This is a genomic window from Mesorhizobium sp. B2-7-1, assembly GCF_006440735.1.
Lineage (GTDB): Bacteria > Pseudomonadota > Alphaproteobacteria > Rhizobiales > Rhizobiaceae > Mesorhizobium.
This window is the reverse complement of the sequence record NZ_VFUA01000006.1, coordinates 14377-39125: the sequence shown is the minus strand read 5'-3', so window position 1 is coordinate 39125 and position 24749 is coordinate 14377. Positions and strand designations below refer to the sequence as shown.

Here is a 24749-nt window from a genome sequence, read left to right as displayed (position 1 = left end):
TTGGGCCCGGCCGGTTCAGTCGTTTCGAAGCCTGCGAGCTCTGAGCAGGCCGGCGGGGGCCGGAGCACGCCATACGACTTGATAGGCTTCCACCACATTGCCGGCTGTCACACTCAGCCCGGGAAGCGCGATCCACGGCGGAGGCCGGCGTTCCAGCAGCCCAAGGATGGTGGCGACGCCGGCAGCGCTCCCCTGGTCGTAAGGCAATTGCGCGGCAATTCCTTTGATGAGACCGCCATTGGCAAGGTCGGTCGCTACCTCGTTGCCAAGGTCGACAGTGGTTATCGGTATTGTCTTCCCGGACTCCCGGATTGCCGCGGCGGCGCCCATTGCAGGCACGTCCCATACGGCAAACAGCCCGGAAAGATCGGGATTGTCCTGCAGCAGGGCGGCGGTCACGGTTTTCGCCTGTGTCACATCGGCGAACTTGCCGCGCACTACGGCAAGATCCGGGCGCCGGGCCGCCATCCATTTGCGGAAAGCGATCTCGCGCTCATGGGTGGCGAAGAAATCCACGCCATAGGCCAGAACGCCGACCTTGCCGCCCTGCGGCACATGCGGCGCAAGCAGTTCCGCGCTGATTTGCCCGAGACCGAAATTGTCGGTGGAAACGACGCTGACATAATCTTTTCCGGGAAGCATGCCTGTCGGAGCGTTGTCGAGCAGGACAAGCTTTTTTCCCGCGCCGGCTATGGCGCGATGCGCATCGGCGGCCCGGCTGCTGCCAATGGGAATCGAAACCACCGCGTCGACCGGATCGCCGGCAAGGCGGAGCAATTCGGAAACCTGCCTGTCGACATCGAAGGCGCAATCGATGACCTCGACCACCGCGGCGCTGTAGCGGCCAAGCGTCGCGACCATTCCGGCCAGTTCCTCCTTTGCCCAGTCGCTCTTTGTGGTGTGCAGAACGACGGCGACCGCGAAACGCCGGCCGCGGGCGGCATCGGCGTCGGCTTCCGACAATCCGACCTGATCGGCGGGAACCGCTCTTTCGCCATGCGGCCCAAGGCCCGTGATCGCCATTTTCTAACCTCCCCGGATTGTCGCGGCGTTGAGTCGATCGGCAAATGCTAGGCCGGCATCCCTGCCGGCGGTCTTGGTCTGACTGGCCGGTTGCTGCTTTCGGCTGAAGCCTGCGCGAGGAATTCCTTGAATTCGGGATGCTCGCGCGGCGAACCTAGCGTGATCCAGCCCTGAAGGAACCGCGCATCGAACAGCGATTCCGCCACAACCTGCGCGGCGCCGACCAGCCCCGCCGACCCCCCCATCTGCGAGCGCACGATGCGCAGGTCGCGGGTGACGACCGGATGCGCCTGGCGGTAGACCGCCTCGCGCACCGCCGCCAGCAGGATATCGCCGGTCTCGGCAACGTTGCCGCCGAGCGCGATCAGCGACGGGTTGAGAAGATTGGCAAGGGGCGCCAGCACCTCGCCAACGGCGCGGCCGCAGCGCCCCAGAAGATCGATGCAAAACATATCACCCAGCTGGGCGCCGTGGCCGGCATCAGTGACGGTGACATCGCCTGCGCGCGCCAGCACTTCGGCGAGATATGCGCTGCGTCCGCTTTCGGCGGCGAGACGCGCCTCGCGGCCCAGCGTTTCGCTGCCCGCGACGCTCTCGAGGGTTCCGCCCTCGATGAATGTGTGGCCTATCATGCCTGCCGCGCCCTGCGCGCCCCTGTGCAGCACGCCTTCCGATATCACGCCGGCGCCGATCGAGCGTCCAAGCTTGACGAAAATCATATCTGTCAGGCCGATGCCGCTGCCGGATTTCAGCTCGCCCATGGTCATCGTCTGGACGCCGCTCCGCACCCACACGGGCGCGCCGACCGCGGTGGCCAGCTGCTCGACGAAGGGAAAGCCGTCCCAGTTCTGGAACGCGTTCAGCGCCGGGGCGAACAGCCGCTGGCCATCCGATTTCTCGACGGCTCCCGGCACCGCCAGGCCAACGCCCCAGATGGCAGCCTCGCTGCCATGCTCCTCCAGCATCCAGGCAAATAGCGTTGCCAGCCGCTGGACCACCGGTTCAGGTCCCGCCGCAAGCTCGACGGCCTCATGATGCTCCGCCAGCAGACCTCCAGCGAGATCGGACACCCCGACTGCCAGCGACGAATGATCCAGCACGGCGGCAAGGATCATTCCCACACGCGGCCGGAAGCGAACATGGCGCGGTGCGCGACCGCCAATGGCCGGCCCAAGCTCGCCTTCCTCGATCAGCCCGAGCCGAAGCAGTGTAGCCAGACGGTCGGCAACGACGGCTCGCCCAAGTTCGGATTGGTTCTCCAGCCCCTGGCGGGTGGTCGCCGCCCCTGTCCGCACAAGGTTGAGAAGCATGGCCAGGCTTCCATGTGCGGATTCGCTGGCGCGTGGCCGGCCGGCTGCGCGCCGCGGCTTGGCAATGTCTCCGGCCGCCGTGCTGCCCTCGTCCATACCCTTGTCGCGCCTCATATCGAGCTTCTGGCCAGTCGTCCCGCTCGGCATGGGTAGCGCGCACACATTTACGGATCAAGCGCTAACTTATGCTGTTTTAAAACAAAAGTATGGCAGCTTTTGCATTTTAATGATTGACGGCGGCGGAACAGCGCGCATAAGTTCGGGTTTAGTTGGAGGAGAGCCGGCTTGAAAATCGGGTCTGGCCGCGGCGAGGCGACCTGAGCTTCTGGCTGCGCAGGAGGAAATAGACATGCAGGTGAAGCTGGCCTATCACGCGAATTGCTGGGGCGCGCTCGGCGGAAATGCCGTCGGTGTGACGTCGATCACCCAGCTGACCTATCGCACTTTCGGCGATATGGAGCAGGCGATCCGCGACATTGGCGCCGCCGGATATGCGGGCACCGAACTCTTCGACGGCAATCTTCTGGATTATGAAGGCCGCTATGGCGAGTTGCGCGGCGCGTTGAAACAGTCTGGCGTCGTGCTCGTCGCCGGCTATTCAGGCGCCAACTTCATTTTCGACGATATACTGGGCGAGGAACTGGTGCGCATAGAACGCGTGGCCGGTGCAGCCGCGGAACTCGGCGCCGAGCACCTTGTGGTCGGCGGTGGCGCCAAGCGCGCGAGCGGCCGCCAGCAAGACGATTTCAAGCGCCTCGGCGCGGCGCTGGACAGGGTCATCGACATCGCGGCCAAGGCGGGCTTGCGCGCGCACTATCACCCGCATTTGTCGACGATTGTCGAGGGCCCCGATGAAGTCCGCGAGGTCTTCAGGCATACCGCGATCGATTTCTGTCCGGACACCGCGCATCTGGCTGCCGCCGGCGGGGATCCGGCCGCGCAGATCCGCGAATTCAGGGACCGTATCAGCTACGTCCATCTCAAGGGCTGGCAGCGTGATCCCTTCGCCTTCACGCCGCTCGACCGCGGCGATCTCGCCATGGCGCCGATCGTCGAGGCGCTCAAGGATATCGGATTTTCCGGATGGATCGCCGCCGAGCTCGATGCCTGGCCTGATCCGAAGCAAGGCGCGGAACTCAGCATGGACTATCTGAAAAAGGCCTTGGGGCCGAGTTGAACCAACGGGCATTGCGCCTGTCATCAGGGAGGAGACCGAAATGACGCATTTCAAGACAATAGCCGGAGCTTTCACGGCGGCTCTGCTGGCCACCAGCCTCTACACGGCTGCCCCCGCCTTCGCCGATCCGGATTCAGCGCTTGCCGAGCTGCAGAAGACCGTCCTTTCGAAAGGACCGAACGGTGAAACGCCGGCTCCGGCCTCGGCTGTGTCATTGAACGAGGAGGAACTGGCAAAGATCAAAGCGATGAAGGCGACGGCGGCGATCGTCATGCATTATGGCGGCAATGACTGGTCGCGCGCTCAGATCGCCGGGCTCAAGGACCAGTTCGGCAAGATGGGTATCGAGGTGATCGCCACCACCGATGCCGGCTTCAAGCCGGAGAAGCAGGTCGCGGACCTCGAAACGGTGATGGCGCAGAACCCCAAGATCATCGTCTCGATTCCGACCGACCCGTCCGCGACAGCCTCCGCCTACAAGGCCGTGGCCGACAAGGGCGTGAAGCTCGTGTTCATGGACAACGTCCCGGCCGGCCTTGTCGCCGGCAAGGACTACGTTTCCGTCGTCTCGGCCGACAACTACGGCAACGGCGTCGCGGCGGCACATCTGATGGCCAAGGCATTGGGCGGCAAGGGTGACATCGGGCTTATCTTCCACGCCGCCGACTTCTTCGTCACCAAGCAGCGCTATGACGCCTTCAAGAAGACGATCGCCGACAATTATCCCGACATCAAGATCGTCGCCGAGCAAGGCATCGGCGGTCCCGACTTCTCTGGAGACGCCGACAAGGCGGCATCGGCGATCCTCACCTCCCACCCGACCATCAATGGCATCTGGGCCGTGTGGGACGTGCCGGCCGAGGGCGTCATCTCGGCGGCGCGCACCGCCGGCCGTGACGACCTCGTCATCACCACTTGCGACCTCGGTGAGAACGTCGCCATCAACATGGCGAGCGGCGGCTTCGTGAAGGGTCTGGGTGCTCAGCGTCCGTTCGACCAGGGTGTCACCGAGGCGTTGCTCGCCGGCTACGGCCTGATCGGCAAGCAGGCGCCGGCCTTCGTCGCCCTGCCGGCACTTCCAGTCACCAAGGACACGCTGCTCGAGGGCTGGAAAGCCGTCTACCACGCCGAGGCCACCGACAAGATCAAGGGCAGCATGTAGCGCGCCCTGCGGCCGGCGCACTCCCTGCCGGCCGCCCCTTCTTCATTCGATCAGGAGACCATCATGACCAGGACGCTCAACGTGGCGATGATTGGCGGCGGCTTCATGGGCAAGGCCCATGCAATGGCCTATGCGGCCATGCCGATGTTTTTCTGGCCCGCGCCCGCCAACCCGGTGCGCAAAGTGGTGGTCGACATCACCGATGCGTTGGCCGACGAAGGCCGCCGCCGCTACGGCTTCGAGGAATCGTCCGCGGACTGGCGCAAAGTGGTGACGCGGCCGGACATCGACGTCATCGACATCGTCACTCCGAACGACAGCCATGCCCAGATTGCGATCGCGGCAGCGCAGGCCGGCAAGCATATCATTTGCGAAAAGCCGCTGGCGCGCGGCGGCGACGAAGCAAAGACCATGCTCGATGCGGTCAACAAGGCCGGCGTCATCCACATGGTGGCCTTCAACTACAGGCGCACGCCGGCGGTGGCGCTCGCCCGCCAGTACATAGAGGAAGGCCGCATCGGCAGGATTTTGAACTTCCGCGGCACCTATCTGCAGGACTGGTCGGCCGACCCGGACTCGCCCTTGTCATGGCGTTTCCAGAAGAAGATCGCCGGCTCGGGCTCGATCGGCGACATCGGCAGCCACGTCGTCGACCTTGCCCGCTATCTGGTGGGCGAGATCGCCGAGGTCAGCGCATTGGTGCGCACCTACAACAAGACGCGGCCCGTCCAGCACGGCAATCTCGACAGGCTCGGCGCCGCCGAGAGGAACATCGGAGCCGAGCGCGTCGAAGTCGATGTCGACGACGAGGTGGTGACACTGCTGAAGTTCGCCGACGGCGCCATCGGTTCGCTCGAGGCGACCCGCAACGCCTATGGCCGCAACAATTTCATCACCTTCGAGATCCACGGCACCAAGGGCTCGATTGCATTCAACTACGAACGGCGCGACGAATTGCAGGTGATGTTTGCCGACGACCCTGCCGATGCCCGCGGCTTCAGGACTGTGTATTCCGGTCCGGCGCACCCTTATGGCTCAGGCCTCTGGCCTATCCCGGCGCTCGGCATCGGTTACTCCGAAACCAAGATTGTCGAGTGTTTCGATTTCTTCTCGGCCATCGCCTCGGGCAAGCAGCCGTCGCCTAATTTCGAGGATGGCTACAGGACCGAGCGCGTCGCCGACGCACTGATCGAATCCGGTGAAAGCGGTCAGTGGACCAAGGTAAGGCCATGACCGCTGCGACGCCCGTTCATGCGGTGGAGATGAAGGGCGTCAGCAAATCCTTTGGCGGGGTCAAGGCGTTGATCGATGTCGACCTGCAGGTGGAAAAAGGCGAGATCCACGCGCTGCTAGGCGGCAATGGCGCCGGCAAGTCGACCATCCTCAAAGTGCTGAACGGCGTGCATGTGCCTGACGCCGGCACAGTTCTCGTCGATGGCAAGCCGCTGACGGAGATATCGCCCGAAGCCTCGCGCCGAGCCGGCATCGCCATGATCTTCCAGGAAATGAGCCTGATCCCGACGCTGACGGTGGCGCAGAACGTGTTTCTCACCCGAGAAGCCAAGGGTGCGTTCGGCCTGATCGACGACCGTGCCGCCGAGAGGCGCGCCGCGGACCTGTTCAAGATGCTCGAGGTCGAGGTCGATCCGAAGGCTACCGTCGGCAATCTGGGCGCGGGACAGCGGCAATTGACCGAGATCGTCAAGGCGATCTCGCAAGACGCGAGGGTGCTGGTGCTGGACGAACCTTCGACGGCGCTGGCGATTTCCGATGTCGAACGCCTGTTCGCTTTCCTGCGCAAGCTGAAGTCGCAAGGCGTTGCCATCATCTATGTTTCGCACCGGATGGACGAGATCGCCCGCATCGCCGACCGCGCCACCATCCTGCGCGACGGCCGCCACGTCATTACCGCGCCGCTGTCGGAACTGCCGATCGAGACGATGATCGAGCAGATCGTCGGCAAGCGTTCGCGCGGCCTGTCGGATGTGGTGCGCGGCCAATCCAGTCTCGGCGAACCGCTGCTGGAACTCGACAACGTTTCAGGCCCGGAAAAGCCGAAGAATGTCAGCTTCGTCGTCAACAGGGGTGAAGTGGTCGGCCTGGCCGGACTGCTCGGTTCCGGGCGTTCGGCAATCGCGCGCGTCATTGCCGGGATCGATCCGGTCGTCGAAGGCGAGATACGCATCGCCGGCAAACCCGTGGCGATCACGAAGCCGAGCGAAGCCATCGAAGCCGGCGTCGCGCTGGTGCCCGAGGACCGCCTGCGCCAAGGCGTGATAGCCGAGCATTCCGTCGCCTCCAACGTCACGCTCGCAGTGCTGGACCGGCTGAGCCGCAAGACATTTGTCTCGGGAAAGAAACTACGCGACCTTACGGATGAGCAGATCGCGCGGCTGCGGATCAAGACCGCATCGCGCGACAGCGCGGTGCGTACGCTTTCAGGCGGCAACCAGCAGAAAGTCGTCATCGGCAAATGGCTCTCGACCGACCCGGAAATCCTGGTCCTTGATGAACCAACCGCCGGCATCGATATTGGCTCGAAGTCCGAGATCATCACGCTGGTGCGCGAGCTGGCGAAAGCCGGCAAGGCGATCGTCCTGATCTCGTCGGAGCTGTCCGAGATGCTGTCGGCCTGCGACCGCATCATCATCGTCTCGGCTGGCCGCCTGGTGGACGATGTCAGCCGCGCCGACCTCGACGATCCGTCGGCGCCGGTGGACGATCCGGTCGCGCGGCTGCAGGCCGCCGAGCGCAAGCTGCAGATCGCCATCCAGAACGCGCTGGCGAAGGGTGAGGGAGAAACACATGTCCACTAGCCAGGCAACCGCACCCAAAGCCTCGTTGACGGCGAGGCTTGGCCTGGCCAACTGGCGGCAGAACATCATCTATATCGGCTTCGTCGCCATCTTCGTCGTCTTCGCGGTCACGCTGTTCGACAAGGGATTCCTCCAGCCCAACAATCTGCTCAACATCGTGCGCCAGACGGCAATGATCGCGGTGATGGCGATCGCCATGACCTACGTCCTGTCCGCCGGCGAAATCGACCTTTCGGTTGGGGCGGTGGCGGGGCTGGCTTCGGTCACCACGGCGATGTCGATCGACGCGGGAGGACCGCTCGCCGGCATCGTGGCCGGTCTTGCCACCGGGGCCGTCATTGGCACCTTCAACGGGCTGCTGACGACGCGGATCGGCATTCCATCCTTCCTCACGACGCTGGCCATGATGGGGATCGCCACCGGCACCGCGATGTGGATCAGCGATACGGCCGCGGTGCCGATCATTTCGAAAACCTATTCCTGGATATTCGGCGGCGGCAATGTCGGACCGGTGCCGGTGCTGCTGATCTGGATGTTGGCGCTGGGCACGATCGGTCATGTCGTGCTGCGGCGGACGAGCTTCGGCCGGCGCGTGCTTGCCACGGGTGGCGGCGAGGTCGCGGCGCGCTATTCAGGTATCGACACCAAGTCCATCAAGTTCCGCGTCCTCATCATCTCGGCCATGGCGGCGGCGCTGGCTGGCATGCTCTACGCCGGCCGGCTGCAATCGGGCAGATTCCAGCTTGGGCAGGGCGACGAACTGTCCGTTATCGCCGCCGCCGTGCTTGGCGGCACCAGCTTGTTTGGCGGTTCCGGGACGGTGATCGGCACGATCGTCGGCGCGCTGATGATCGGCCTCATCAACAACGGCCTCATCCTTATGGGGCTGGAGTTCAGCCAGCAGCTCATCGCGCGCGGCGCCATCATCATCCTCGCGGTCGCGTTGAGCCAAGGGAGGAAGTGACGTGACGGCTCCCTACACCATTATCGGCACGGTCGTGGCCAGGCCCGAAACGCGCGAGGAACTGCAGGCGATCCTGTCGGGCTTCGTCGAGCCGACCCGCGCCGAGGATGGCTGCATCAACTACGACTTCCATGTCGATCCGGCCGACCCATGCGTGTTCATGTTCTATGAGAACTGGCGCACGAAAGACGATCTCGACCGGCATCTGGCGATGCCTCATCTGAAGCCGCTGTTTGATCGGCTCGATCAACTGCTGGCGAGCCCGGTTGAGATCCGGAACTTTGTGATGCTCAGCCGGATGGCGGCTGACGGTTCGGCTTAATCAGCGCGCCACGGCTCATCAACGATGACACGATGAGCGGTCGTTCCGAACGCGGCGCAGGGCGGTGAGCCCGTTGCGCGGGTTTGCCGAAATGCGATGAAATTCGCCTGACCACGACGCTCGCGTCGAAAGACAGACAAATTGAGCCAAGTGTGGAAACTGAGGCATGGACGCCTCAGCGAATGCCGGGACATGCGCCCGGAACGGACCATGAAGAGATGGTGCCAGGTAGCGGTACCGCAGTTGCCAGAGTTTGGAGCCGTTGTTCCGGACGAGGAGATAAAGCCCGTCGCCATCAGCAAGACGATACGGCTTGTCTTTGGGCTTAGCGTTCTTGCAGGCGAAGTCGGAGAGAGACATGGGTAACGGACCTCCCGGGTAATGGGTAACGCCTAAATCGTTACCCACAAACCGATGCGTTGCAACGGTACGCGGTGGGTCATCATAAACCGCCAAACTAGGCTAAGTCATTGATTTGTATTGATTGGTGAGACGTCGTGAGAAGCGATGGGAAAGTGAAATGGTGCCCAGAGGCGGATTCGAACCACCGACACGCGGATTTTCAGTCCGCTGCTCTACCAACTGAGCTATCTGGGCCTGTGCCGGCTAACGGGATACGCCCGCCGGGTTTCGCGAAGGCACCAGGCGGCGCCCCTTGAAAGCGCGTGGGTTATAGCACGGGAATCCTGCCTGTCCAGCGCCTAGGTGTTGATTTCGTCAGGAAAGAAAAATCGCTCGGAAACGGCCGGGCGCCGGCTGCGCTCAGGGCTCGTCCTTGGGCGTCGGGCCCGGCTTGGGCGCGTCGTCTTCTTCCTCTTCGCCGTCGCGGCCGGGAATGACATAGGCGCCCTTCAGCCAGCGGTTGAGGTCGATGTCCTTGCAGCGCGCCGAGCAGAACGGATAATGCTCGCGCGAGGAAGGTTTTCCGCATTCGGGGCAGGGCCGCTTCGGCCTCAGCGGCGTGACCTTGTCGTCCGAACTCATGTTTAGACTATGCTCATGAGCGCGCGGCGTGCCAGTTCTGGTGCGCCTTGAAGCCTTCGCCGGAAAGCAGCGCCACGCTCTCGTAGAGCGGCAGGCCGACCACATTGGTGTAGGAGCCGACCAGCTTGACGACGAAGGAGCCGGCCAGGCCCTGCACGGCATAGCCGCCGGCCTTGCCGCGCCATTCGCCCGAGGCGACATAGGCGTCGATCTCCTCGCGCGGCAGCCGCTTGAAGCGCACCCTGGTCTCCACCAGCCGCTGGCGCAGCTTGCCGCCGGGCGTGATCAGGCAGATGCCGGAATAGACCCGGTGCGAGCGGCCGGAAAGCAGGCCGAGGCAATTGATGGCGTCGTCGATCGTCTCGGCCTTGGGCAGGATGCGCCGCCCGACCGCCACCACCGTGTCGGCGGCGAGGATGAAGGCGGGCGCATAGTCCTCCTCGCCTTTCAGCGAGGCCAGGGCCTTCTCGGCCTTGTCCTTGGAAAGGCGCTTGGCCAACGAGCGCGGATGCTCGGCGCGCAGCGGTGTCTCGTCGACATCGGCAGGCAGCACCCGGTCCGGCTCGATGCCGGCCTGCTGCAAGAGTTCGATACGGCGCGGCGAACCCGAGGCAAGCACGAGCTTCTGCAGGATGCTCATCGCGCTTGAGGCCGGTTTGCTATTTGAAACGGTAGGTGATGCGGCCCTTGGTCAGGTCGTAAGGCGTCATCTCGACCAGGACCTTGTCGCCGGTCAGCACGCGGATGCGGTTCTTGCGCATGCGGCCGGCCGTGTGGGCGATGATTTCGTGTTCGTTTTCGAGCTTCACGCGGAACATCGCATTGGGCAGCAGTTCGGTGACCACACCTGGAAACTCGAGGACTTCTTCCTTCGGCATTCGATACCTTTGCTTGGATGGGCGTTCCAGCACCGGGCCGGAATTTGCGCGGAACCTATATGATAATCGTGCGCTTGTGAACAAGCTTAATCCGGGGCGCTTTTGGGCCCTGGTGCCGCAAAACGTCGGCTTATGCGCGCTTTCAGCCGCTCGCGCACGTCGCGATAGGCGGCCATGATGTGCTCGCGCGTCCCGCCGGTGTCGGTCGGGTCGGGCATCGGCCAGTATTCGACCTCGACGGCGAGCGAGCGGGTGAGCTCCAGCGCCGCGTGATGCGCTTCCGGCGCCAGCGTGACGATCAGGTCGAAATAGTCGTCTTCCAGCTCCTCCAGCGTCCTGGGCTGGCGCTCGCCGAGCGACAGGCCCTCCTCGGCCAGCACCGCGTCGACGAACGGGTCGCGCTCGCCGGCGCGCACGCCGGCCGAAGCGACGAAGGTGGTGGCGGGCAGCATGCGGCGCGCCAGCTGCTCGGCGATCGGCGAGCGCACGGCGTTCATGCCGCACAGGAACAGGACGGAATGCGGCAGGGCGGGCACTAGAACATGATCCCAAAAAGTGGGAACCGGTTTTTGGAAAAGATCATGCTCCAACAAAGAACTGGATCAGGATGGTGTTTCAACGAAACATCATCCTGATCTAGCCCCGCCAGTGCAGCACGCAGACCAGCGTGAACAGCCGGCGCGCCGTGTCGAAGTCGATCTCGATCTTGCCGGCGAGCCGGTCCATCAGCGTCTGCGAGCCCTCATTGTGCAGGCCGCGCCGGCCCATGTCGATCGCCTCGATATGGCTCGGCGTCGAGGAGCGGATGGCTTCGTAATAGCTTTCGCAGATCAGGTAGTAGTCCTTGACGATGCGCCTCAGCGGCGTCAGCGACAGGATGTGGGTGACGACATCGGCGCCGTTCTCGCGGCTGACGGCGAAGACCAGGCGTTGCTCGGCCAATGAAAGCTTGAGCCTGTAAGGGCCTGCGCCGTCATCACTGATCGGTCGGAAACTATTCTCCTCGATGAGGTCGAAGATGGCCACGGCCCGCTCGTGCTCGACGTCGGGCGTCGAACGTCCGATCGATTCGTCGAGCTCGACGTCGATCAGCCTGTCGCGGGTTTGGTCGTGGCCGGACATCGCTACATGTTCAACCTGATCGCGACAGAGCGGGCATGGGCGTCGAGCCCTTCCGCCTTGGCGAGCGCGATCGCGGCCGGCGCCAGCGCCTTGAGCTGCTCCGGCCCGAGCTTCAGGATCGATGTGCGCTTGACGAAATCGAGCACGGACAGACCCGACGAGAAACGCGCCGAGCGTGCAGTCGGCAAAACGTGGTTCGAGCCGCCGACATAGTCGCCGATGACCTCCGGCGTATGGCGGCCGATGAACACTGCGCCCGCGTTGCGCATCCTGGAAAGGAAGCCCTCGGCATCGTCGAAAGCGAGCTCGACATGCTCGGCCGCGATCCGGTCGACCAGCGGCAGCGAGGCTTCCAACGTCGGCACCAGGATCACCGCGCCGAAGTCGCGCCAGCTGGCGGCCGCCGTCTCGGCGCGCGGCAGGACGTTCAACTGGCGCTCGACCGCTTGCTCGACCGCCTTGCCGAATTCGGCATTGTCTGTGATCAGGATCGACTGCGCCGAAACGTCGTGCTCGGCCTGCGCCAGAAGGTCTGCCGCGATCCAATCCGGATCGTTGTCGGTGTCGGCCACCACCAGCACTTCCGACGGCCCGGCGATCATGTCGATGCCGACGGTGCCGAACACCTGCCGCTTGGCCGCAGCTACATAGGCATTGCCCGGCCCGACGATCTTGGCGACCGGCTTGATCGTCCCAGTGCCGTACGCAAGGGCTGCGACGGCCTGCGCTCCGCCGACGCGGTAGATTTCCGAAACGCCGGCAAGGTCGGCGGCCACCAGCACCAGCGGATTGATGACGCCGCCCGAGGCCGGCACGACGATGACGATGCGCTCGACACCGGCGACCCTGGCCGGCACGGCGTTCATCAGCACCGAGCTTGGGTAGCTCGCCGTGCCGCCCGGCACGTAAAGGCCAACGGCTTCGACCGCCGTCCAGCGCGAGCCGAGCTCGACGCCGGCGGCATCCGTGTAGCGGTCGTCCTTCGGCTTCTGCCGCTCGTGATGCGAGCGGATACGGTCGCGCGCGAATTTGAGCGCCTCGACCGTGGCCGGATCGGCCGCTTCATAGGCCTTGGCGATGTCGTCCTTCGAAACGGCGATGCCGAGCGCGCGGAGATCGGCCTTGTCGAACTTAAGCGTGTAGTCGATCAGCGCCTTGTCGCCTTCGGCACGCACACGGGCGATGATGTCGCGCACCACCGCCTCGACATCGGCAGACACCTCGCGCTTGGTGGTGAGGAAGGCCGAAAAACGCTGTTCGAAATCGGCATCCTGCTGTCGGAGCGTTATCGCCATTATGCTTTAGCCTCTGTGCGCGGGGCGCGAGGTGGCTTCCCAGGAGCCGCCGACATCGGCGAGCCTTGCCTCGACGCATTCGACGTCGAGCATGATGGTGCCGCCGCCCGAAAACACCAGCTCGACGATGCCGGCCGGCTTGCTGATGGCGATGAAGCTGACCGCAAGCAGCGACAGCACCTCGGCCGGCTTGTCGCGGGCAATGCCGCTGGTCTTGGCGCCGAGCACACGGTCGAAATGCAGGACGCTCTGCCGCCGTTCATTGTGCTGGCGGAACAACCCCGATTTCGCTTCCCAGACGAAGCGGTTCATGGTCAGCACGAAACGCTTGGCCGCCGGCAGATATTCGAGGTCGGAGACCTTCATCACGGCGTCCTGGACATGCGCCGAGACGATGCTCAGATCCTGGTCGTCGAGCGCGATGAGCTTGAGAGCTGCCATGCCGAATGCGCACCTGAAGGTTGATAATTCAGCCCTCTGTTATGCGGTCTTTCCCGCCGGTGCAACTCGCCCGAGGCAGATGCGGGCAAGCGTCAGCCCGAAATGCGCTCGATCACCGCGCCGCAGCCGGAGAGCTTTTCTTCCAGCCGCTCGAAGCCGCGGTCGAGATGGTAGACGCGGTTGACCGTCGTCTCACCCTCTGCCGCAAGGCCGGCGATCACCAGCGACACCGAGGCGCGCAGGTCTGTCGCCATCACCGGCGCGCCCTTCAGCTTGGAAACGCCGTCGACGATCGCCGTCTGGCCGGAAAGCGTGATGTGGGCACCCAACCGGGCCAGTTCTTGAACATGCATGAAGCGGTTCTCGAAGATCGTCTCGGTGATGCGCGACTTGCCGCTGGCCATCGTCATCAGGCCCATGAACTGCGCCTGCAGGTCGGTCGGAAAGGCGGGGAAGGGGGCGGTGGTCACGTCGACCGGCGCAATTCCGGCGCCGTTGCGCTTGACGCGGATGCCCTCATTGGTCGGCGTGATCTCGGCGCCGGTCTCGACAAGCACGTCGAGCGCGCTCTGCAAAAGGTCAGGCCGGGCGCCGGCGAGCATCACGTCGCCGCCGGTCATGGCCACCGCCATGGCATAGGTGCCGGTCTCGATGCGGTCCGGAATGACGCGCACGCGGGCGCCCGACAGCGCCTCGACGCCCTGGATGGTGATGGTGCCGGTGCCGGCGCCGTGGATCTTGGCGCCCATGGCGACCAGGCATTCGGCAAGGTTGACGATCTCGGGTTCGCGGGCCGCATTTTCCAGCACCGTCTCGCCCTTGGCGAGCGAGGCCGCCATCATCAGCACATGGGTGGCGCCGACCGAGACCTTCGGGAACACGTAGCGGTTGCCGATCAGGCGGCCATTCCGGGTCTTGGCGATGACATAGCCATTGTCGACGTCGAGCTCGGCGCCCAGAACCTGCAGGCCCTCGAGGAACAGGTCGACCGGGCGCGTGCCGATGGCGCAACCGCCGGGCAGCGATACCTTGGCCTCGCCCATGCGGGCAAGCAACGGCCCGATCACCCAGAAGGAGGCACGCATCTTCGAGACCAGCTCATAAGGTGCGGTGGTGTCGACGATGTTGCGGGCCGAGAAATTGATGGTGCGCGAATAGCCTTCCTGCTGTTTCTCGCGCCGGCCGTTGACGGAATAATCGACGCCGTGATTGCCGAGGATGCGGATCAACTGCTCGACATCGGCCAGATGCGGCACGTTTTCGAGCGTCAGCGTGTCGTCGGTGAGCAGCGAGGCGATCATCAGCGGCAATGCCGCGTTCTTGGCGCCCGAGATCGGAATGGTACCGGCCAGCACGTTGCCGCCGACAATTCTGATGCGATCCATAAGAAAACGTCCCCTCGGCCCGAACAGGCCGCTTCAATCGGTTGAGTGTGCCCGGCTTAGACCATTGGCCGGCTTGGTTCAAGAAATAGGATTTTCTTAAAACCGGACTGACCATGGCCGGGCAGTATGGCTGATTTGGTCAGTCCTTGTGCATTTTTCCTGCAGCCGGCAACCCTTCCGGCCGATCGTCGGCACTGCGGACGCGCTGCTTGTCAGCGTCGCCAACCCGGCGTGAGCGTGCCTGCGCCTTGCGCTTCTGCAGATTGGCGCGCAACGCCTCGGCCAGTCGGTCCTTACGCTCGCCGTCGCCTTTTTTCGGTGGATTTGCCTTGTCGTTCATCATCCGATCCCTGACCGGCGCTCAGCCGGCCGATTCCGCAATGGCTAGCATTTTGGCGCGGCCATGTCATGAAAGCGGGACGAGAGCCGGCTTCGCGCTGTGGATCAGCCGAGCATGCCGCCCCAAACCGCATGATGGCGGCCAAGAATCAGATGCGACGCTTTGGGTTTTTCTTGGCCTTGCGCTCGCCGGTTCGATATGGCAGAAGCGCCGCCATCGCAGGCTGCGGTAGCTCAGTGGTAGAGCACTCCCTTGGTAAGGGAGAGGTCGAGAGTTCAATCCTCTCTCGCAGCACCAGCTTTTCCAACGTAAGCTCAACCGCGCCGTGCCGATGCACTTCGAGGGTGCAGGTGGGTCTACCGCCATTCTTCCTAGGCCCTATGAAACCGGCGCATGCGCAGGACATGGTGGCGTTTCCGATACGCCAGCTTGACGAGAAGGAAAGCGGTATTGCCTCTGCGCCTGCCGATGACCCGCCACTTGAAATCTCCCGACCTGTTTGGCTCGATCGACCGTGTGCCGGCGCTTGGTGCGCCGGCTGGCGGACGTACGTTTGAGGTCTTCAACCCGTCGACCGGCGAATTGCTGGCGGAACTTCCCGACATGGGCGTCGAGGAGACGCGCGCGGCGATCGATAAGGCTTATGTCGCCCAGGCCGAGTGGGCAGCGCTGACCGCTCGGGAGCGCAGCGAAATGCTATGGCAATGGCACCAGCTGATCGTCACCCATACCGGCGACCTTGCCGCAATTCTCACCGCCGAGATGGGCAAGCCCTTCGCTGAAGCCAAATCGGAAGTTTCCCATGCGGCCGCCTATCTGCAGTGGTACGCCGAAGAGGCCAATCGCATCTATGGCGAGACGATCTCGGCGCCGTCGACAGACCGCCGCATGCTGGTGATCAAGCAGCCGATCGGCGTCGTCGGCACGATCACCCCATGGAATTTTCCCGCTTCGATGGTGGCGCGCAAGATCTCGCCGGCGCTGGCGGCGGGCTGCGCCATCGTATTGAAGCCTGCCGAGCAGACGCCGCTTGTCGCAGGCGCCATGTTCGCGCTCGCCGCCGAGGCCGGTTTTCCCGATGGTGTGGTGACCCTCATCTACGCCTCGGAGGGCGCCGCGGTGGGGCGTGAGCTCTGCCACAATCCCAAGGTGCGCAAGATCAGCTTCACCGGATCGACCGAAGTCGGGCGGCTGCTCATGCGCCAGTGCTCGGACCAGATCAAGAAGGTCAGCCTTGAGCTGGGCGGCAATGCGCCTTTCATCGTCTTCAATGACGCCGATATCGACTCTGCCGTGGACGGGGCGATCCAGGCGAAGTTCCGCAATGCCGGCCAGACTTGCGTTTCCGCCAACCGCCTCTACGTGCAGTCGGGCGTTCATGACGAGTTCGTCGACAAATTCGTCGAGCGGGTCCGACAGCTTCAGGTCGGTGACGGTTTCGATCCTGGTGTCGCCATCGGCCCGCTGATCGACGTCCACGCCTTGGCCAAGATCGAATCCCACATCGCCGATGCCGTGGGAAAAGGCGGCGTGATCCGCTGCGGCGGAGATAGGATTGGCGTGGACGGCACTTTTTTCCAGCCGACCGTCCTTACCGGCATCTCCAGCGCGATGGCGGTGGCGCAGGAGGAGACATTTGGGCCATTGGCTCCCGTCATCCGCTTCGAGGATGCGGATCAGGTCGTGCGTGAGGCCAACGACACGATCTACGGCCTCGCCGCCTATTTTTATGCTTCCAACCTGAAACGGGTCTGGCGTGTGGCGGAGGCCCTGGAATACGGCATGATCGGCATCAACACCGGGCGCATGTCCTCGGAGGCCGCGCCTTTTGGCGGGGTCAAACAGTCAGGCATCGGGCGGGAAGGTTCTCGCCATGGCCTCGAGGACTACCTTGAGATGAAGTATCTCTGCATGGGTGGTATCTGAGGCATAAACACCATGCCGCCCTTGAAGAACGATATGCCGCGGAATTGTGGCTCGTGGGGGCGTTGGGTTCCGCTCGCCGGCTCAGTTGGTGACGTGCGACAGCCGCAGGCCGGCTTCGTCAGGGGCCTCGGCCATGCCTTCCTCCGCGAAGCGGAACATGTCCTCGAAATCCAGCTCACGCTCGAAAATGACGCCACCGACGCTGATCGCAAGCACGTCCTTGTCGCCTTTCGGCGCGAAATAGATCTCGCCGACCGTACCGCGAATGCGCTCGCCCACGTCCTTGGCGTCCTCTTCGCTCGCGCCCGGCAGGAAGACGCCGAACATCGAGGTTCCGATCCGGCCGATCAGATCGTCCTTGCGCACCGCGGACCGGATGGCCGATGCGATCAGCCGCAACGCCTCGTCGCCCCATTCGAGACCGAAACGCAGGTTGATCGATGCCAGATGTTCCGGATGGATGACCAGAAAGGCGCCGGAGCGCGGACCGACCGGCCTCGCCGCCCTCCTGTCGACCATCGAGGTGAACACCTTGCCGTTCAAGCAGCCGGTCAGCTGGTCATAGGTGCCGGATCTGGTGAGTTCCTGCCGGTAGCGGCGGAGCTCGATCTGTTGCCAGCCGAGCAGGGCAAACAGCGGCAGACCGATGACGATCGGCACGATGACTGCCGTGACGGCACCCCGGCCGAATGGTGTGAGGCTGTCGCTGAAAAGCAGCAGGTAGTTCAGCGCGAGTGAAAGGCCGACGCAGGCGGCGGTGCCAAGCACGGCCAGCAAGATGAGGTGTCTCCACGTTTGAACCGGCGCGGTCGGTGTTTTCGTGGTCAAGGGCCAATCTCCTGTTCGACGCATTGCCTTACAGGAGGTCCGTTGCAATTTCGGTTTCACGGAAGCGTACAATTTGATGCAAGTCGGCATCTTCTCCATGGCAAGCGCTGGATCCGGCACAAAAGACTGCCGCGGCCGGCGGCTTGCGCATTGATGACCAGCCGGGGTCGTTGGCCTGATCCAGCTTTTAGAACCGCTGAATCGCTCTGGCCATTCTGCTTTCACGCAGGTTCCGCAACGGAACCGGCCGCCCGTTTTCCCGCAGCAGCGCTATTGCGGCGGGCCGAAAATGCCCATCCGGGCGTTTCTCGCCACCACCTCCGCCTTGCCGTAAATGCCGGTGGGGGCCGCCATCGCCCAGCCGTTGGAAACCAGCCAGGCGCCGACATCCTGCTTGCCGAGCGCGCAGGGCGCGGCGATGGCGAAACGGTCGGCGTCCGGCGGCAGCAGGCATTTGAGCGCCCGGCCGCGCAGCCAGGCGTTGAAGGCGGCCCGCGCCCGCTGGCCGCAGGGCCAGGCGGTATCGTCGAACGTGCAGGTCCTGTCGGGGTCTATGTCGACCGTGCCGCTGATGGCGACCGTGCGTCCCATGGCTTCGAAGACCGTCGAGGAGGTCGCGACCGGATGGAAGAGCAGCGTCCCGCGCCAATCCCGCGGCATCGGCGTCTTCGGCAGCGGTGCAAGTCCGAGCTCGCCAAGCGGAGGGCGCGGCTCGATGCGCTCGATCCCGGATGGGTCGAGCGGCGGCGGCGCGATGAGCTCCTCGGCGATCTTGCGCGCCGGCTCGCCTGGTCGCCTGTCGTGCATCGGGACGTGGGAGGCTGGCTTCAGGTCGCCAGCGCCTTGTGCCGGTGCGATGGAAGGCGGGTCGGGTGGCAGCCAACGCCCGCTCTCGGCGATCAGCGCCATGCCCGCGAGCAGCCCGAGCCCGCCGAGCGCGGACGCCAGCAACGGGCGGCCGGGCGGGCTCGCCTGGCTCACGCGCGGGACCCCGCGGGGTCGCGCCGGCTGTCGATGATCCCGCCCGAGCCCAACCCGTTAGCTCCTGTCGACACGGCGACACCCCCACCGTTGAACTGGATCATACATTAGACACGAGCGACATTCCTTGAAAAGCAAGGCGTTGCGTTAAGTGTCGCGCAACCAATGCAGTCTAGAATCGGTAATCGGATGTCGAGGGGATGACACGATGCGCAAGCCGATACTGCTTTTTGCCTTTCCGGCCCTGATGCTGCTTCTGCTGGCGGCGGAGCGGATGGCGGCGCTGCTGCTCGGCTTCTATCCAGCCAGCCCCGCTGTGTGGCACGCCTGGCTCGAGCTGCGCCCGTTCTCGACGATGTTCTGGCAGCAGACAAATCTCTATCTCGGCGGATCGATGGCGCTTGACGTTGCCATCATCGTCTTTGTGACAGGCGGCTGCTGGATGGCCAGCCGCTCAAAATGGTCCGCCGGCTTCTTCCTCGCCAACCATGCGGCCATGCTGTTCGCCGGTCTGATGATCGCGCTGAGCAGCCATGCGGAAACGGCAAGCACGATTGCCGCCTTCACGACGCCGCGCGGCTGGCGATACTCGCTGATGGTCGATCTCAGCCTGCAGAACTGCGTCGTGTTGTGCCTTGGTCTCGCGGCCTGCGCCTATTGTCACGTCGCATTCCTGGGCGAGAAAAGGCTGCAGAACGAAACCCGTGCGCTCCGCATTCTGGCGCTGCAGCGCAATCTGTACTGACGCGCGTCCCGGCCAAGCAGCCGGATGGCCCGCCTGCTCAGTTGATCTTCTTGTAATAGACCTTACCGTCGGGTTGCTGGATGCGCTGGTAGGACGGGTTGGGTCCCGGAGGCGCGACCTTCCGCTTGAACGAAGGCTGTCCTTCTGCGGAGCCAGCGCTTTCATCGGCCGCTGACGCATCCGCCACCGTGGTGTTGTCGAGCATGGTCGGCTCGGACGCACCGGGCGCCGGTTCGCTTGCCGCGACGGGCTGGCCTTGCTCCAGCTTGGCGATATTGCCGTTGATCTGGCCGAAACTCGCCTGCAACTGGCGGTCCAGCGTCTCGAACCGGCTCTGGAAACCGTTGTTGACAGTGTCGATGCGGGCGCCGATCCGCTGCTCGAACTGGCCGAGCTGCTCCAGCCGCGCCTCCATCGTCTTGAGGTCGTTGACGCCGCGGTAGAGATAAACCGCGGCCGTCACATTGACGACGGTGACAAGCAACGCACCCACCGCGACGACACCGATCATCCTGGCCCGGCTGGGCTTTCCCGGAGCGGCTTCCCGCAGGCCGAGTTCGATTGCCGGAGCGTCCGGCTCGCTGATCATCGTCATTCAACCACCACCTTTGCGCCCACCGCGACGCGTTTGAAGAGATCGATCACATCGGTGTTCGTCAGCCGGAAGCATCCGGACGTGCCGTCGAAACCGACGCCCTTGGGATCGTTGGTGCCATGGATGCGATAGAGCGTGTCGCGCCCGTCGCGCGACAGATAGAGCGCCCGGGCGCCGAGCGGATTGTAGGGACCGGCCGGCACCATCGCCGGCAGCTCCCGCTGGCGCGCGCGCATTTCCTTGGGCGGGCGCCATTCCGGCCATTCGGTCTTGGAGGCGACCTTGACAGTCCCGGTCCAGCCGAAGCCGTCGCGGCCGACGCTGATCTGGTAGCGCAGCGCCTGGCCCTGGCCCGTCACCAGATAGAGCGCCTTCTCGTTTTTGCGGATGACGATCGTGCCTGGCTGCTCGCCGGACTGGAAGACGACCGCCTTGCGCAGGCTGGGGCCCATGGCAGGCAGCGGCGGCAACCCGGATCCGGCTTGCGCGAAACCGCAGGTCGACACCAGCACCATGCCCGCCAGGCAGGCGCCGGCCAGATGCGCGGCGGTGGATCGGCTAGCGCTGGGCATTGTCCAGCCGTTCCTTGAACATGCGTTTCAAGTCCTTGTTGAAGCGCGCGCGTCCGTCCACCTCGGAAGGCAGGATGGCGCGGTTCAGCGCATCGGCAAGCAGCGCGTTGTCCAGCGCCAGCGACTTGATGTGCGGCGCCTTGAAGATCTTCTCCAGCTCGCTGCGTGAGAAGTGGTTGCCGAACCATTTGCGCTTGTGCTTGTTGGCGACCAGCGTGATGTTCACCTTGTTGCCGCGCAATTCGCGGATCTTCTTGTAGAGCCGCTTGCCTTGCCTCAGCGAGGCGACGTTGAGCTCGAAGACGATGAAGATCTCGTCGCTCGTGCGCAGCACCGAATCGTGCCACGGCGTCTCGATGTTGGGCAGGTCGATGACGATGTCGTCGAAACGGTAGGCGACGAGATCGAGCAGCCGGAAGACGAAGTCGGAGCCCTGCGGCTCGAACGGCAGCTGCGGCCGCTCGAAGGAGTAGAGCGTGAGCCCGGACGGCCGCGAGAGCTTGATGACGTCCATCAGCTCGACGTCGAGCCGGTCCGGCTGGCCGATGATGCCGGTGAGGTCGAACTGGTTGAACTGGTTGAGATAGGCGCCGCAATTGGCGCTCTGGAAATCGAGGTCGACGAGACAGGTCGAAGCCGCCCGCTCGGCCGATTTCGAGGCAAGGTGCTCGGCCGCCGAGATCGCCAGCGTGGTGGCGCCGGCGCCGCCGCTGGCGGCGATGAAGGTGACGATCCGGCTCTTGGTGCCCTGGTTGCCGGTGTCGTGGAAGGTGACGGCGTTGAGCAGCTCCTTGGCGTCGAGCGGCTTGTGCAGCCAGTCGGACGCGTTCATGCGCACCAGAACGCGCGTCTGCTCGGAAGTGAGCTCGTCCGAGATCGCGATCAGCGGCACCGAGGCCCAGGCCGCGCGCGCCTCGACGATCGCCGGATTGCCGAGCAGTTCGCCATTGCCGAGATCGAGGATGATGATGCCGGGCCGGCTGTCGACCGGCGGCCCCTTCAGGAACTCCGCCGCGTCCGAGATCTTGACGTCATAGATCGCCAGCGCATCGAGCCGCGTGGTGACGTCGCGCTTGAAATTCGCATCGGTGGAAAACAGCGCCACCTGCTTTCGCTTGGTCGGGAGAACTCTGGTGTCGATGGCGTTCATGGTGGCGCGCTCGTTTTCAGGTCTTCGCCCGTCACCGTGCTTAGCATGGAGGGCATGTTGATGTTGCCGAACCCCATCAGTCCGCTCAGGAAGAAGAACTGGAACGTTCGGTTCTGCAGGTTGACGGTGATGGTCGGCACAGGACCGCCAAGCCTGGTCTGGAAACCAAGCCCTGTCGCCGAGTAGGTTATGACGACGTTGCTTCGCAGCAGGCCCGGAAAGAAATGGCACATGCCGGGCCGTTGGGTTCCGGTGAGGGCAGGGCAGGTATCGTTGTTGGTGACGGTGGTGTCGCCCCTGAAGATACGGCTGAAGGCATTGGAGGCATTGGTGTCGAAATTGGTGGATGTGCCGTTCTTGTCTTTGCAGGCCCCGGTGCTGCCGGTATATTTGCATTCGAACGTATAGGAGCCGGCGACGACCGGCGCGCCCGGCACCGAGCTTGGCGCCGCATTGGCAAGCGTGGCTGCCGGTACCACGGGATCGGAGATCGAGGCAAGTCTCGCGCCCACCTGGACGGCCTTGGTCGCGCCGTTCCATTGGTAGAGCGCGTAGCCGAAATCGACGAAGCCGAGCGTCAGCGCAAAGAGCAGGGGCGCGACGATGGTCATCTCGACCATGGCCGCACCGTGCTCTGATTTTGCGAAGCGCCTCATCATCGTCAGAACCGGATCAACCGCTCCTCGTGGGAGCCGCTCAGGGTGATCGAGCCGATGTTGAGAAGCGCCAGCATGCCGACGCCGCTGTAGGGGTAGGTGCCTGCTGCTCTCACGATGCACACCTGCGCTGTCACCGATCGATATTGGGTAACGCCGCCGGAGACCGCGTCATGGCAGGAGCCGGCGGCACCGATGGTTACGGTCACATCCGCTTTCTCCCACCCGCTGACGCGAGGGGTATTTGTCACCTTGCCACTTCCGTCTACAGTCAGTGAGGCCGTGCCGTAGACCGCGATGTTCGTCGCGATGTCGGCGCAGTCGATCGCCGACAAGCCGGCATCAGTGTACATCTGGCTGTTGCAGCGAGCGCCAAAGCGGGCCGCGTCGGTTAGCCCGGCTTCCATCAGCAGCTTGTCGTGAATGAGATTACCGAATTCAAACACCCCAGCGGACAAGAGCAACATCAGCGGCGCGACGAGCGTCATCTCGACCAGCACTGCGCCGCGCTGATCTCGACGGAATTTCTTCAGATGACGTACGGCGTTTCGGAACATCGCCATCACCTGTAGAGCTGCGCTTCGTCGCGCAGATAGTTGTCCAGCGTGCCGCGTCCACCTTTGCCTGTGATGTCGACCAGTTCGACATAGATGTTCTTGCCGTCCTTGATCGGCTCGGTGATGAAAAAGCTGCCGAAGCGTCTGACAGGAACTGTCGCTCGGCCCTTGAAACTTACACCGCTTGCCTGGAGCGCATTGCAGTCCAGGATCGCGCCGTAGAGCAGGCGGCGATCGGAAGTGGTGATCGGATTGCCGGCTCCCGCCGGAGGGGTGCCCTTTTCGCCGCCGACCGAGGCGTCGCCGACAATGCTGTCGGAAGTGTCGCCGTCGCCATTAGGATCGATCTCGTAGCGATAGACCTCGTAGCGCGTCGGAAGGTCAGCGCCGGTACCCGACAGGGCTGACGGGACGGTACGGCTGGGATGGTTGGCGGCCCAATAGCGAGCGAAATTCCAGTCGCCGGCGCCCATGCGGCCGCCCATCATCGTGCAGTTGCCGGCGATCTGGCACGAATCCTCCTCAAGGCCGACTCCCTTGGTTGGATCCGTTTGGTAGTTGACTTTGTTGTCCGCGACGTACTGGTCCCAGTTTATTGCGCCCTTACGCACGTTGACCGCGGGTCCGTCCGAATAACTGGAAGAGTTGATGCCGAACCGCGAGTTGATCCCGTTCTGCACGGGACCGGAGTTTTGCCCTGGCTCCGTTTGGACGCTGTCGCGCGAATAACAATTCTGGGGTTTGGAGTCCGCGAGCATCTTTTCGAGCTCGTTGGCCCCGTTTCCAAAAGGCGAGGACAGGAAAGCGAAGTTGCCGGGCGCATAGGAGCCGTCGCCGCGCAGCACGATTTGCCGTCGGCGATACTGCCGGCTTTGCGCCGCTTGCTCCAACGTCACGCCGCCGGTGATGCTGGTGTCTTCGTAGGGATTGCACATGAACACCGGGGTGTAATCGCAAACGCTCGACGTGAAACCCGCGACAGCTGACGCGCCGATGTCGAAACTGTTGCTGGCAGAGTTGCCGGTTAGGAACGATGCCGGGAACAGAGCCGCGAACCCGGTCGGCGTGACCGTCACCTGAACGAATCGGGTCTCCAATTCACCAACTGCTGGGTCGGTATTGGCGTAATTGGTGGTGGTTATGGCGACGTTGTCGTTTGGAATACTCTTCAGGAAGCACCAGGAGATGTTTCCCGCGCTATTGCACCGCTGAGTGCCGCCTGGCTGTCCCGAGGTCAGGGGATTTCGGCCGGATGTGGAGAAGTTGGTTTCATTGCTGACAAGGGTCGCCATGGCGCGTTCTGCGCGGGCCCACGCTCCACTCGTACCGTCCAATTCGGCCGCGCCGGCAAGCGCAAAAGCGTCGGCACCCTTCTGCAGATCATTTTTCAGATTGTTCGCCCGACTCATGTCGATGACGAGCAACGAAAAGCCGATAATTGCCGGCAGCATGATGCTGACGAGGACAAGCGCCATGCCGCGCTGATCGCGCCAGAATCTTCGAATGGTCCCCAACATGAC

General features: G+C 63.8%; 28 protein-coding genes and 2 tRNA genes. 9 read left to right on the top strand and 21 right to left on the bottom strand.

Going from position 1 to position 24749, the window contains the following annotated elements:
* Nucleotides 1–15: 15 nt before the first annotated feature.
* Together FJ471_RS04245 and FJ471_RS04240 are read right to left on the bottom strand one after the other, a co-directional pair.
* A complete protein-coding gene (locus FJ471_RS04245) occupies nucleotides 16–1023 on the bottom strand; it encodes a substrate-binding domain-containing protein (RefSeq protein WP_140801908.1) in 1008 nt (335 codons plus the stop codon).
* 47 nt (nucleotides 1024–1070) lie between these two features.
* Nucleotides 1071–2333, bottom strand: coding sequence for an ROK family protein (locus tag FJ471_RS04240; protein ID WP_140801907.1), 1263 nt, complete (start codon nucleotides 2331–2333; stop codon nucleotides 1071–1073).
* 349 nt (nucleotides 2334–2682) lie between these two features.
* Here FJ471_RS04240 and FJ471_RS04235 point away from each other — a divergent pair, with 349 nt between their 5' ends.
* The 6 genes from FJ471_RS04235 (at nucleotide 2683) to FJ471_RS04210 (ending at nucleotide 8774) form a co-directional block, all read left to right on the top strand.
* A complete protein-coding gene (locus tag FJ471_RS04235) occupies nucleotides 2683–3510 on the top strand; it encodes a sugar phosphate isomerase/epimerase (protein ID WP_140801906.1) in 828 nt (275 codons plus the stop codon).
* A 40-nt stretch (nucleotides 3511–3550) separates the two neighbouring features.
* Nucleotides 3551–4672: a substrate-binding domain-containing protein gene (locus FJ471_RS04230; protein ID WP_140801905.1), complete on the top strand. Its 1122-nt coding sequence runs from the start codon at nucleotides 3551–3553 to the stop codon at nucleotides 4670–4672.
* 63 nt (nucleotides 4673–4735) lie between these two features.
* Nucleotides 4736–5905: a Gfo/Idh/MocA family oxidoreductase gene (locus FJ471_RS04225; RefSeq protein WP_140801904.1), complete on the top strand. Its 1170-nt coding sequence runs from the start codon at nucleotides 4736–4738 to the stop codon at nucleotides 5903–5905.
* Nucleotides 5902–7488 carry a sugar ABC transporter ATP-binding protein gene (locus FJ471_RS04220; RefSeq protein ID WP_140801903.1) on the top strand — a complete coding sequence of 529 codons (1587 nt, stop codon included), beginning with the start codon at nucleotides 5902–5904 and terminating at the stop codon, nucleotides 7486–7488. The genes FJ471_RS04225 and FJ471_RS04220 overlap by 4 nt, the downstream gene beginning before the upstream one ends.
* Entirely contained in the window at nucleotides 7478–8452 is a 975-nt protein-coding gene (locus tag FJ471_RS04215) for an ABC transporter permease (RefSeq protein WP_140801902.1), read from the top strand. The genes FJ471_RS04220 and FJ471_RS04215 overlap by 11 nt, the downstream gene beginning before the upstream one ends.
* A 1-nt stretch (nucleotide 8453) precedes the next feature.
* Nucleotides 8454–8774, top strand: coding sequence for a putative quinol monooxygenase (locus FJ471_RS04210; protein WP_140801901.1), 321 nt, complete (start codon nucleotides 8454–8456; stop codon nucleotides 8772–8774).
* A gap of 18 nt (nucleotides 8775–8792) precedes the next feature.
* Here the strand turns inward: FJ471_RS04210 and FJ471_RS35510 are convergent, their stop codons facing one another.
* The 11 genes from FJ471_RS35510 to FJ471_RS04155 form a co-directional block, all read right to left on the bottom strand.
* Complete coding sequence (locus FJ471_RS35510) at nucleotides 8793–9134, bottom strand: Arm DNA-binding domain-containing protein (RefSeq protein WP_263497748.1); 342 nt, start codon at nucleotides 9132–9134, stop codon at nucleotides 8793–8795.
* Between the two features lie 161 nt (nucleotides 9135–9295).
* Nucleotides 9296–9371: transfer RNA gene (locus tag FJ471_RS04200), tRNA-Phe, on the bottom strand.
* Between the two features lie 165 nt (nucleotides 9372–9536).
* Nucleotides 9537–9758 (bottom strand): DNA gyrase inhibitor YacG, encoded by a 222-nt coding sequence (gene yacG, locus FJ471_RS04195; protein WP_140801900.1) that lies wholly within the window; start codon nucleotides 9756–9758, stop codon nucleotides 9537–9539.
* Between the two features lie 13 nt (nucleotides 9759–9771).
* Entirely contained in the window at nucleotides 9772–10398 is a 627-nt protein-coding gene (locus FJ471_RS04190) for a Maf-like protein (protein WP_140801899.1), read from the bottom strand.
* 19 nt (nucleotides 10399–10417) lie between these two features.
* The gene (gene infA, locus FJ471_RS04185) at nucleotides 10418–10636 is read right to left on the bottom strand and encodes a translation initiation factor IF-1 (RefSeq protein WP_006200926.1); all 219 of its coding nucleotides are present in this window, start codon (nucleotides 10634–10636) and stop codon (nucleotides 10418–10420) included.
* A gap of 86 nt (nucleotides 10637–10722) precedes the next feature.
* Nucleotides 10723–11172, bottom strand: a complete 450-nt coding sequence (locus FJ471_RS04180) for a low molecular weight phosphatase family protein (protein WP_224666555.1) — start codon at nucleotides 11170–11172, stop codon at nucleotides 10723–10725.
* Between the two features lie 100 nt (nucleotides 11173–11272).
* Nucleotides 11273–11758, bottom strand: a complete 486-nt coding sequence (locus tag FJ471_RS04175) for a UPF0262 family protein (RefSeq protein WP_140801898.1) — start codon at nucleotides 11756–11758, stop codon at nucleotides 11273–11275.
* Between the two features lie 2 nt (nucleotides 11759–11760).
* Nucleotides 11761–13053 carry a histidinol dehydrogenase gene (hisD, locus tag FJ471_RS04170; RefSeq protein ID WP_140801897.1) on the bottom strand — a complete coding sequence of 431 codons (1293 nt, stop codon included), beginning with the start codon at nucleotides 13051–13053 and terminating at the stop codon, nucleotides 11761–11763.
* 6 nt (nucleotides 13054–13059) lie between these two features.
* Entirely contained in the window at nucleotides 13060–13494 is a 435-nt protein-coding gene (locus FJ471_RS04165; protein ID WP_140801896.1) for a DUF2948 family protein, read from the bottom strand.
* A 92-nt stretch (nucleotides 13495–13586) separates the two neighbouring features.
* Entirely contained in the window at nucleotides 13587–14879 is a 1293-nt protein-coding gene (murA, locus tag FJ471_RS04160) for a UDP-N-acetylglucosamine 1-carboxyvinyltransferase (protein ID WP_140801895.1), read from the bottom strand.
* A 139-nt stretch (nucleotides 14880–15018) separates the two neighbouring features.
* Nucleotides 15019–15219 carry a hypothetical protein gene (locus tag FJ471_RS04155; RefSeq protein ID WP_140801894.1) on the bottom strand — a complete coding sequence of 67 codons (201 nt, stop codon included), beginning with the start codon at nucleotides 15217–15219 and terminating at the stop codon, nucleotides 15019–15021.
* Nucleotides 15220–15441: 222 nt separating this feature from the next.
* Here FJ471_RS04155 and FJ471_RS04150 point away from each other — a divergent pair.
* Nucleotides 15442–15516, top strand: a tRNA-Thr gene (locus tag FJ471_RS04150).
* 171 nt (nucleotides 15517–15687) lie between these two features.
* Nucleotides 15688–17145 carry an NAD-dependent succinate-semialdehyde dehydrogenase gene (locus FJ471_RS04145; protein ID WP_181179162.1) on the top strand — a complete coding sequence of 486 codons (1458 nt, stop codon included), beginning with the start codon at nucleotides 15688–15690 and terminating at the stop codon, nucleotides 17143–17145.
* Between the two features lie 81 nt (nucleotides 17146–17226).
* Here FJ471_RS04145 and FJ471_RS04140 read toward each other — a convergent pair whose 3' ends face one another.
* Both FJ471_RS04140 and FJ471_RS04135 read right to left on the bottom strand, forming a co-directional pair.
* On the bottom strand, nucleotides 17227–17913 hold the full coding sequence (locus FJ471_RS04140; RefSeq protein WP_246684607.1) for a GGDEF domain-containing protein: 687 nt from the start codon (nucleotides 17911–17913) through the stop codon (nucleotides 17227–17229).
* Between the two features lie 330 nt (nucleotides 17914–18243).
* Nucleotides 18244–18954 carry a thermonuclease family protein gene (locus FJ471_RS04135; protein ID WP_246684601.1) on the bottom strand — a complete coding sequence of 237 codons (711 nt, stop codon included), beginning with the start codon at nucleotides 18952–18954 and terminating at the stop codon, nucleotides 18244–18246.
* 208 nt (nucleotides 18955–19162) lie between these two features.
* On the opposite strand from FJ471_RS04135, the gene FJ471_RS04130 reads away from it, so the two are divergent.
* The gene (locus FJ471_RS04130; RefSeq protein ID WP_140801891.1) at nucleotides 19163–19699 is read left to right on the top strand and encodes a hypothetical protein; all 537 of its coding nucleotides are present in this window, start codon (nucleotides 19163–19165) and stop codon (nucleotides 19697–19699) included.
* 37 nt (nucleotides 19700–19736) lie between these two features.
* Here FJ471_RS04130 and FJ471_RS04125 read toward each other — a convergent pair whose 3' ends face one another.
* The 6 genes from FJ471_RS04125 to FJ471_RS04100 are packed head-to-tail and all read right to left on the bottom strand — an operon-like array spanning nucleotide 19737 to nucleotide 24746.
* On the bottom strand, nucleotides 19737–20294 hold the full coding sequence (locus FJ471_RS04125) for a hypothetical protein (RefSeq protein WP_140801890.1): 558 nt from the start codon (nucleotides 20292–20294) through the stop codon (nucleotides 19737–19739).
* Nucleotides 20291–20866 carry a L,D-transpeptidase gene (locus FJ471_RS04120; RefSeq protein WP_140801889.1) on the bottom strand — a complete coding sequence of 192 codons (576 nt, stop codon included), beginning with the start codon at nucleotides 20864–20866 and terminating at the stop codon, nucleotides 20291–20293. Before FJ471_RS04120 ends, FJ471_RS04125 begins: the two co-directional genes overlap by 4 nt.
* The gene (locus FJ471_RS04115) at nucleotides 20853–22016 is read right to left on the bottom strand and encodes an AAA family ATPase (protein WP_140801888.1); all 1164 of its coding nucleotides are present in this window, start codon (nucleotides 22014–22016) and stop codon (nucleotides 20853–20855) included. The genes FJ471_RS04120 and FJ471_RS04115 overlap by 14 nt, the downstream gene beginning before the upstream one ends.
* On the bottom strand, nucleotides 22013–22636 hold the full coding sequence (locus FJ471_RS04110) for a TadE/TadG family type IV pilus assembly protein (protein ID WP_246684599.1): 624 nt from the start codon (nucleotides 22634–22636) through the stop codon (nucleotides 22013–22015). Before FJ471_RS04110 ends, FJ471_RS04115 begins: the two co-directional genes overlap by 4 nt.
* A gap of 41 nt (nucleotides 22637–22677) precedes the next feature.
* A complete protein-coding gene (locus tag FJ471_RS04105; RefSeq protein WP_246684597.1) occupies nucleotides 22678–23229 on the bottom strand; it encodes a TadE/TadG family type IV pilus assembly protein in 552 nt (183 codons plus the stop codon).
* A 5-nt stretch (nucleotides 23230–23234) separates the two neighbouring features.
* On the bottom strand, nucleotides 23235–24746 hold the full coding sequence (locus tag FJ471_RS04100; protein ID WP_140801886.1) for a pilus assembly protein TadG-related protein: 1512 nt from the start codon (nucleotides 24744–24746) through the stop codon (nucleotides 23235–23237).
* Between the last annotated feature and the right edge of the window lie 3 nt (nucleotides 24747–24749).

Bases quoted from the DNA above. Each gene is read 5' to 3' on its own strand.
- FJ471_RS04230 (WP_140801905.1), top strand. From the start codon at position 3,551: ATGACGCATTTCAAGACAATAGCCGGAGCTTTCACGGCGGCTCTGCTG.
- FJ471_RS04130 (WP_140801891.1), top strand. From the start codon at position 19,163: ATGCGCAAGCCGATACTGCTTTTTGCCTTTCCGGCCCTGATGCTGCTT.
- yacG (WP_140801900.1), bottom strand. From the start codon at position 9,758: ATGAGTTCGGACGACAAGGTCACGCCGCTGAGGCCGAAGCGGCCCTGC.
- FJ471_RS04115 (WP_140801888.1), bottom strand. From the start codon at position 22,016: ATGAACGCCATCGACACCAGAGTTCTCCCGACCAAGCGAAAGCAGGTG.
- FJ471_RS04240 (WP_140801907.1), bottom strand. From the start codon at position 2,333: ATGCTTCTCAACCTTGTGCGGACAGGGGCGGCGACCACCCGCCAGGGG.
- FJ471_RS04120 (WP_140801889.1), bottom strand. From the start codon at position 20,866: ATGCCCAGCGCTAGCCGATCCACCGCCGCGCATCTGGCCGGCGCCTGC.
- FJ471_RS35510 (WP_263497748.1), bottom strand. From the start codon at position 9,134: ATGTCTCTCTCCGACTTCGCCTGCAAGAACGCTAAGCCCAAAGACAAG.
- FJ471_RS04165 (WP_140801896.1), bottom strand. From the start codon at position 13,494: ATGGCAGCTCTCAAGCTCATCGCGCTCGACGACCAGGATCTGAGCATC.
- FJ471_RS04245 (WP_140801908.1), bottom strand. From the start codon at position 1,023: ATGGCGATCACGGGCCTTGGGCCGCATGGCGAAAGAGCGGTTCCCGCC.
- murA (WP_140801895.1), bottom strand. From the start codon at position 14,879: ATGGATCGCATCAGAATTGTCGGCGGCAACGTGCTGGCCGGTACCATT.
- FJ471_RS04100 (WP_140801886.1), bottom strand. From the start codon at position 24,746: ATGTTGGGGACCATTCGAAGATTCTGGCGCGATCAGCGCGGCATGGCG.
- FJ471_RS04225 (WP_140801904.1), top strand. From the start codon at position 4,736: ATGACCAGGACGCTCAACGTGGCGATGATTGGCGGCGGCTTCATGGGC.
- FJ471_RS04110 (WP_246684599.1), bottom strand. From the start codon at position 22,636: ATGGTCGAGATGACCATCGTCGCGCCCCTGCTCTTTGCGCTGACGCTC.
- FJ471_RS04190 (WP_140801899.1), bottom strand. From the start codon at position 10,398: ATGAGCATCCTGCAGAAGCTCGTGCTTGCCTCGGGTTCGCCGCGCCGT.
- FJ471_RS04105 (WP_246684597.1), bottom strand. From the start codon at position 23,229: ATGTTCCGAAACGCCGTACGTCATCTGAAGAAATTCCGTCGAGATCAG.
- FJ471_RS04145 (WP_181179162.1), top strand. From the start codon at position 15,688: ATGACCCGCCACTTGAAATCTCCCGACCTGTTTGGCTCGATCGACCGT.
- infA (WP_006200926.1), bottom strand. From the start codon at position 10,636: ATGCCGAAGGAAGAAGTCCTCGAGTTTCCAGGTGTGGTCACCGAACTG.
- FJ471_RS04220 (WP_140801903.1), top strand. From the start codon at position 5,902: ATGACCGCTGCGACGCCCGTTCATGCGGTGGAGATGAAGGGCGTCAGC.
- FJ471_RS04175 (WP_140801898.1), bottom strand. From the start codon at position 11,758: ATGTCCGGCCACGACCAAACCCGCGACAGGCTGATCGACGTCGAGCTC.
- FJ471_RS04215 (WP_140801902.1), top strand. From the start codon at position 7,478: ATGTCCACTAGCCAGGCAACCGCACCCAAAGCCTCGTTGACGGCGAGG.
- hisD (WP_140801897.1), bottom strand. From the start codon at position 13,053: ATGGCGATAACGCTCCGACAGCAGGATGCCGATTTCGAACAGCGTTTT.
- FJ471_RS04125 (WP_140801890.1), bottom strand. From the start codon at position 20,294: ATGACGATGATCAGCGAGCCGGACGCTCCGGCAATCGAACTCGGCCTG.
- FJ471_RS04235 (WP_140801906.1), top strand. From the start codon at position 2,683: ATGCAGGTGAAGCTGGCCTATCACGCGAATTGCTGGGGCGCGCTCGGC.
- FJ471_RS04155 (WP_140801894.1), bottom strand. From the start codon at position 15,219: ATGAACGACAAGGCAAATCCACCGAAAAAAGGCGACGGCGAGCGTAAG.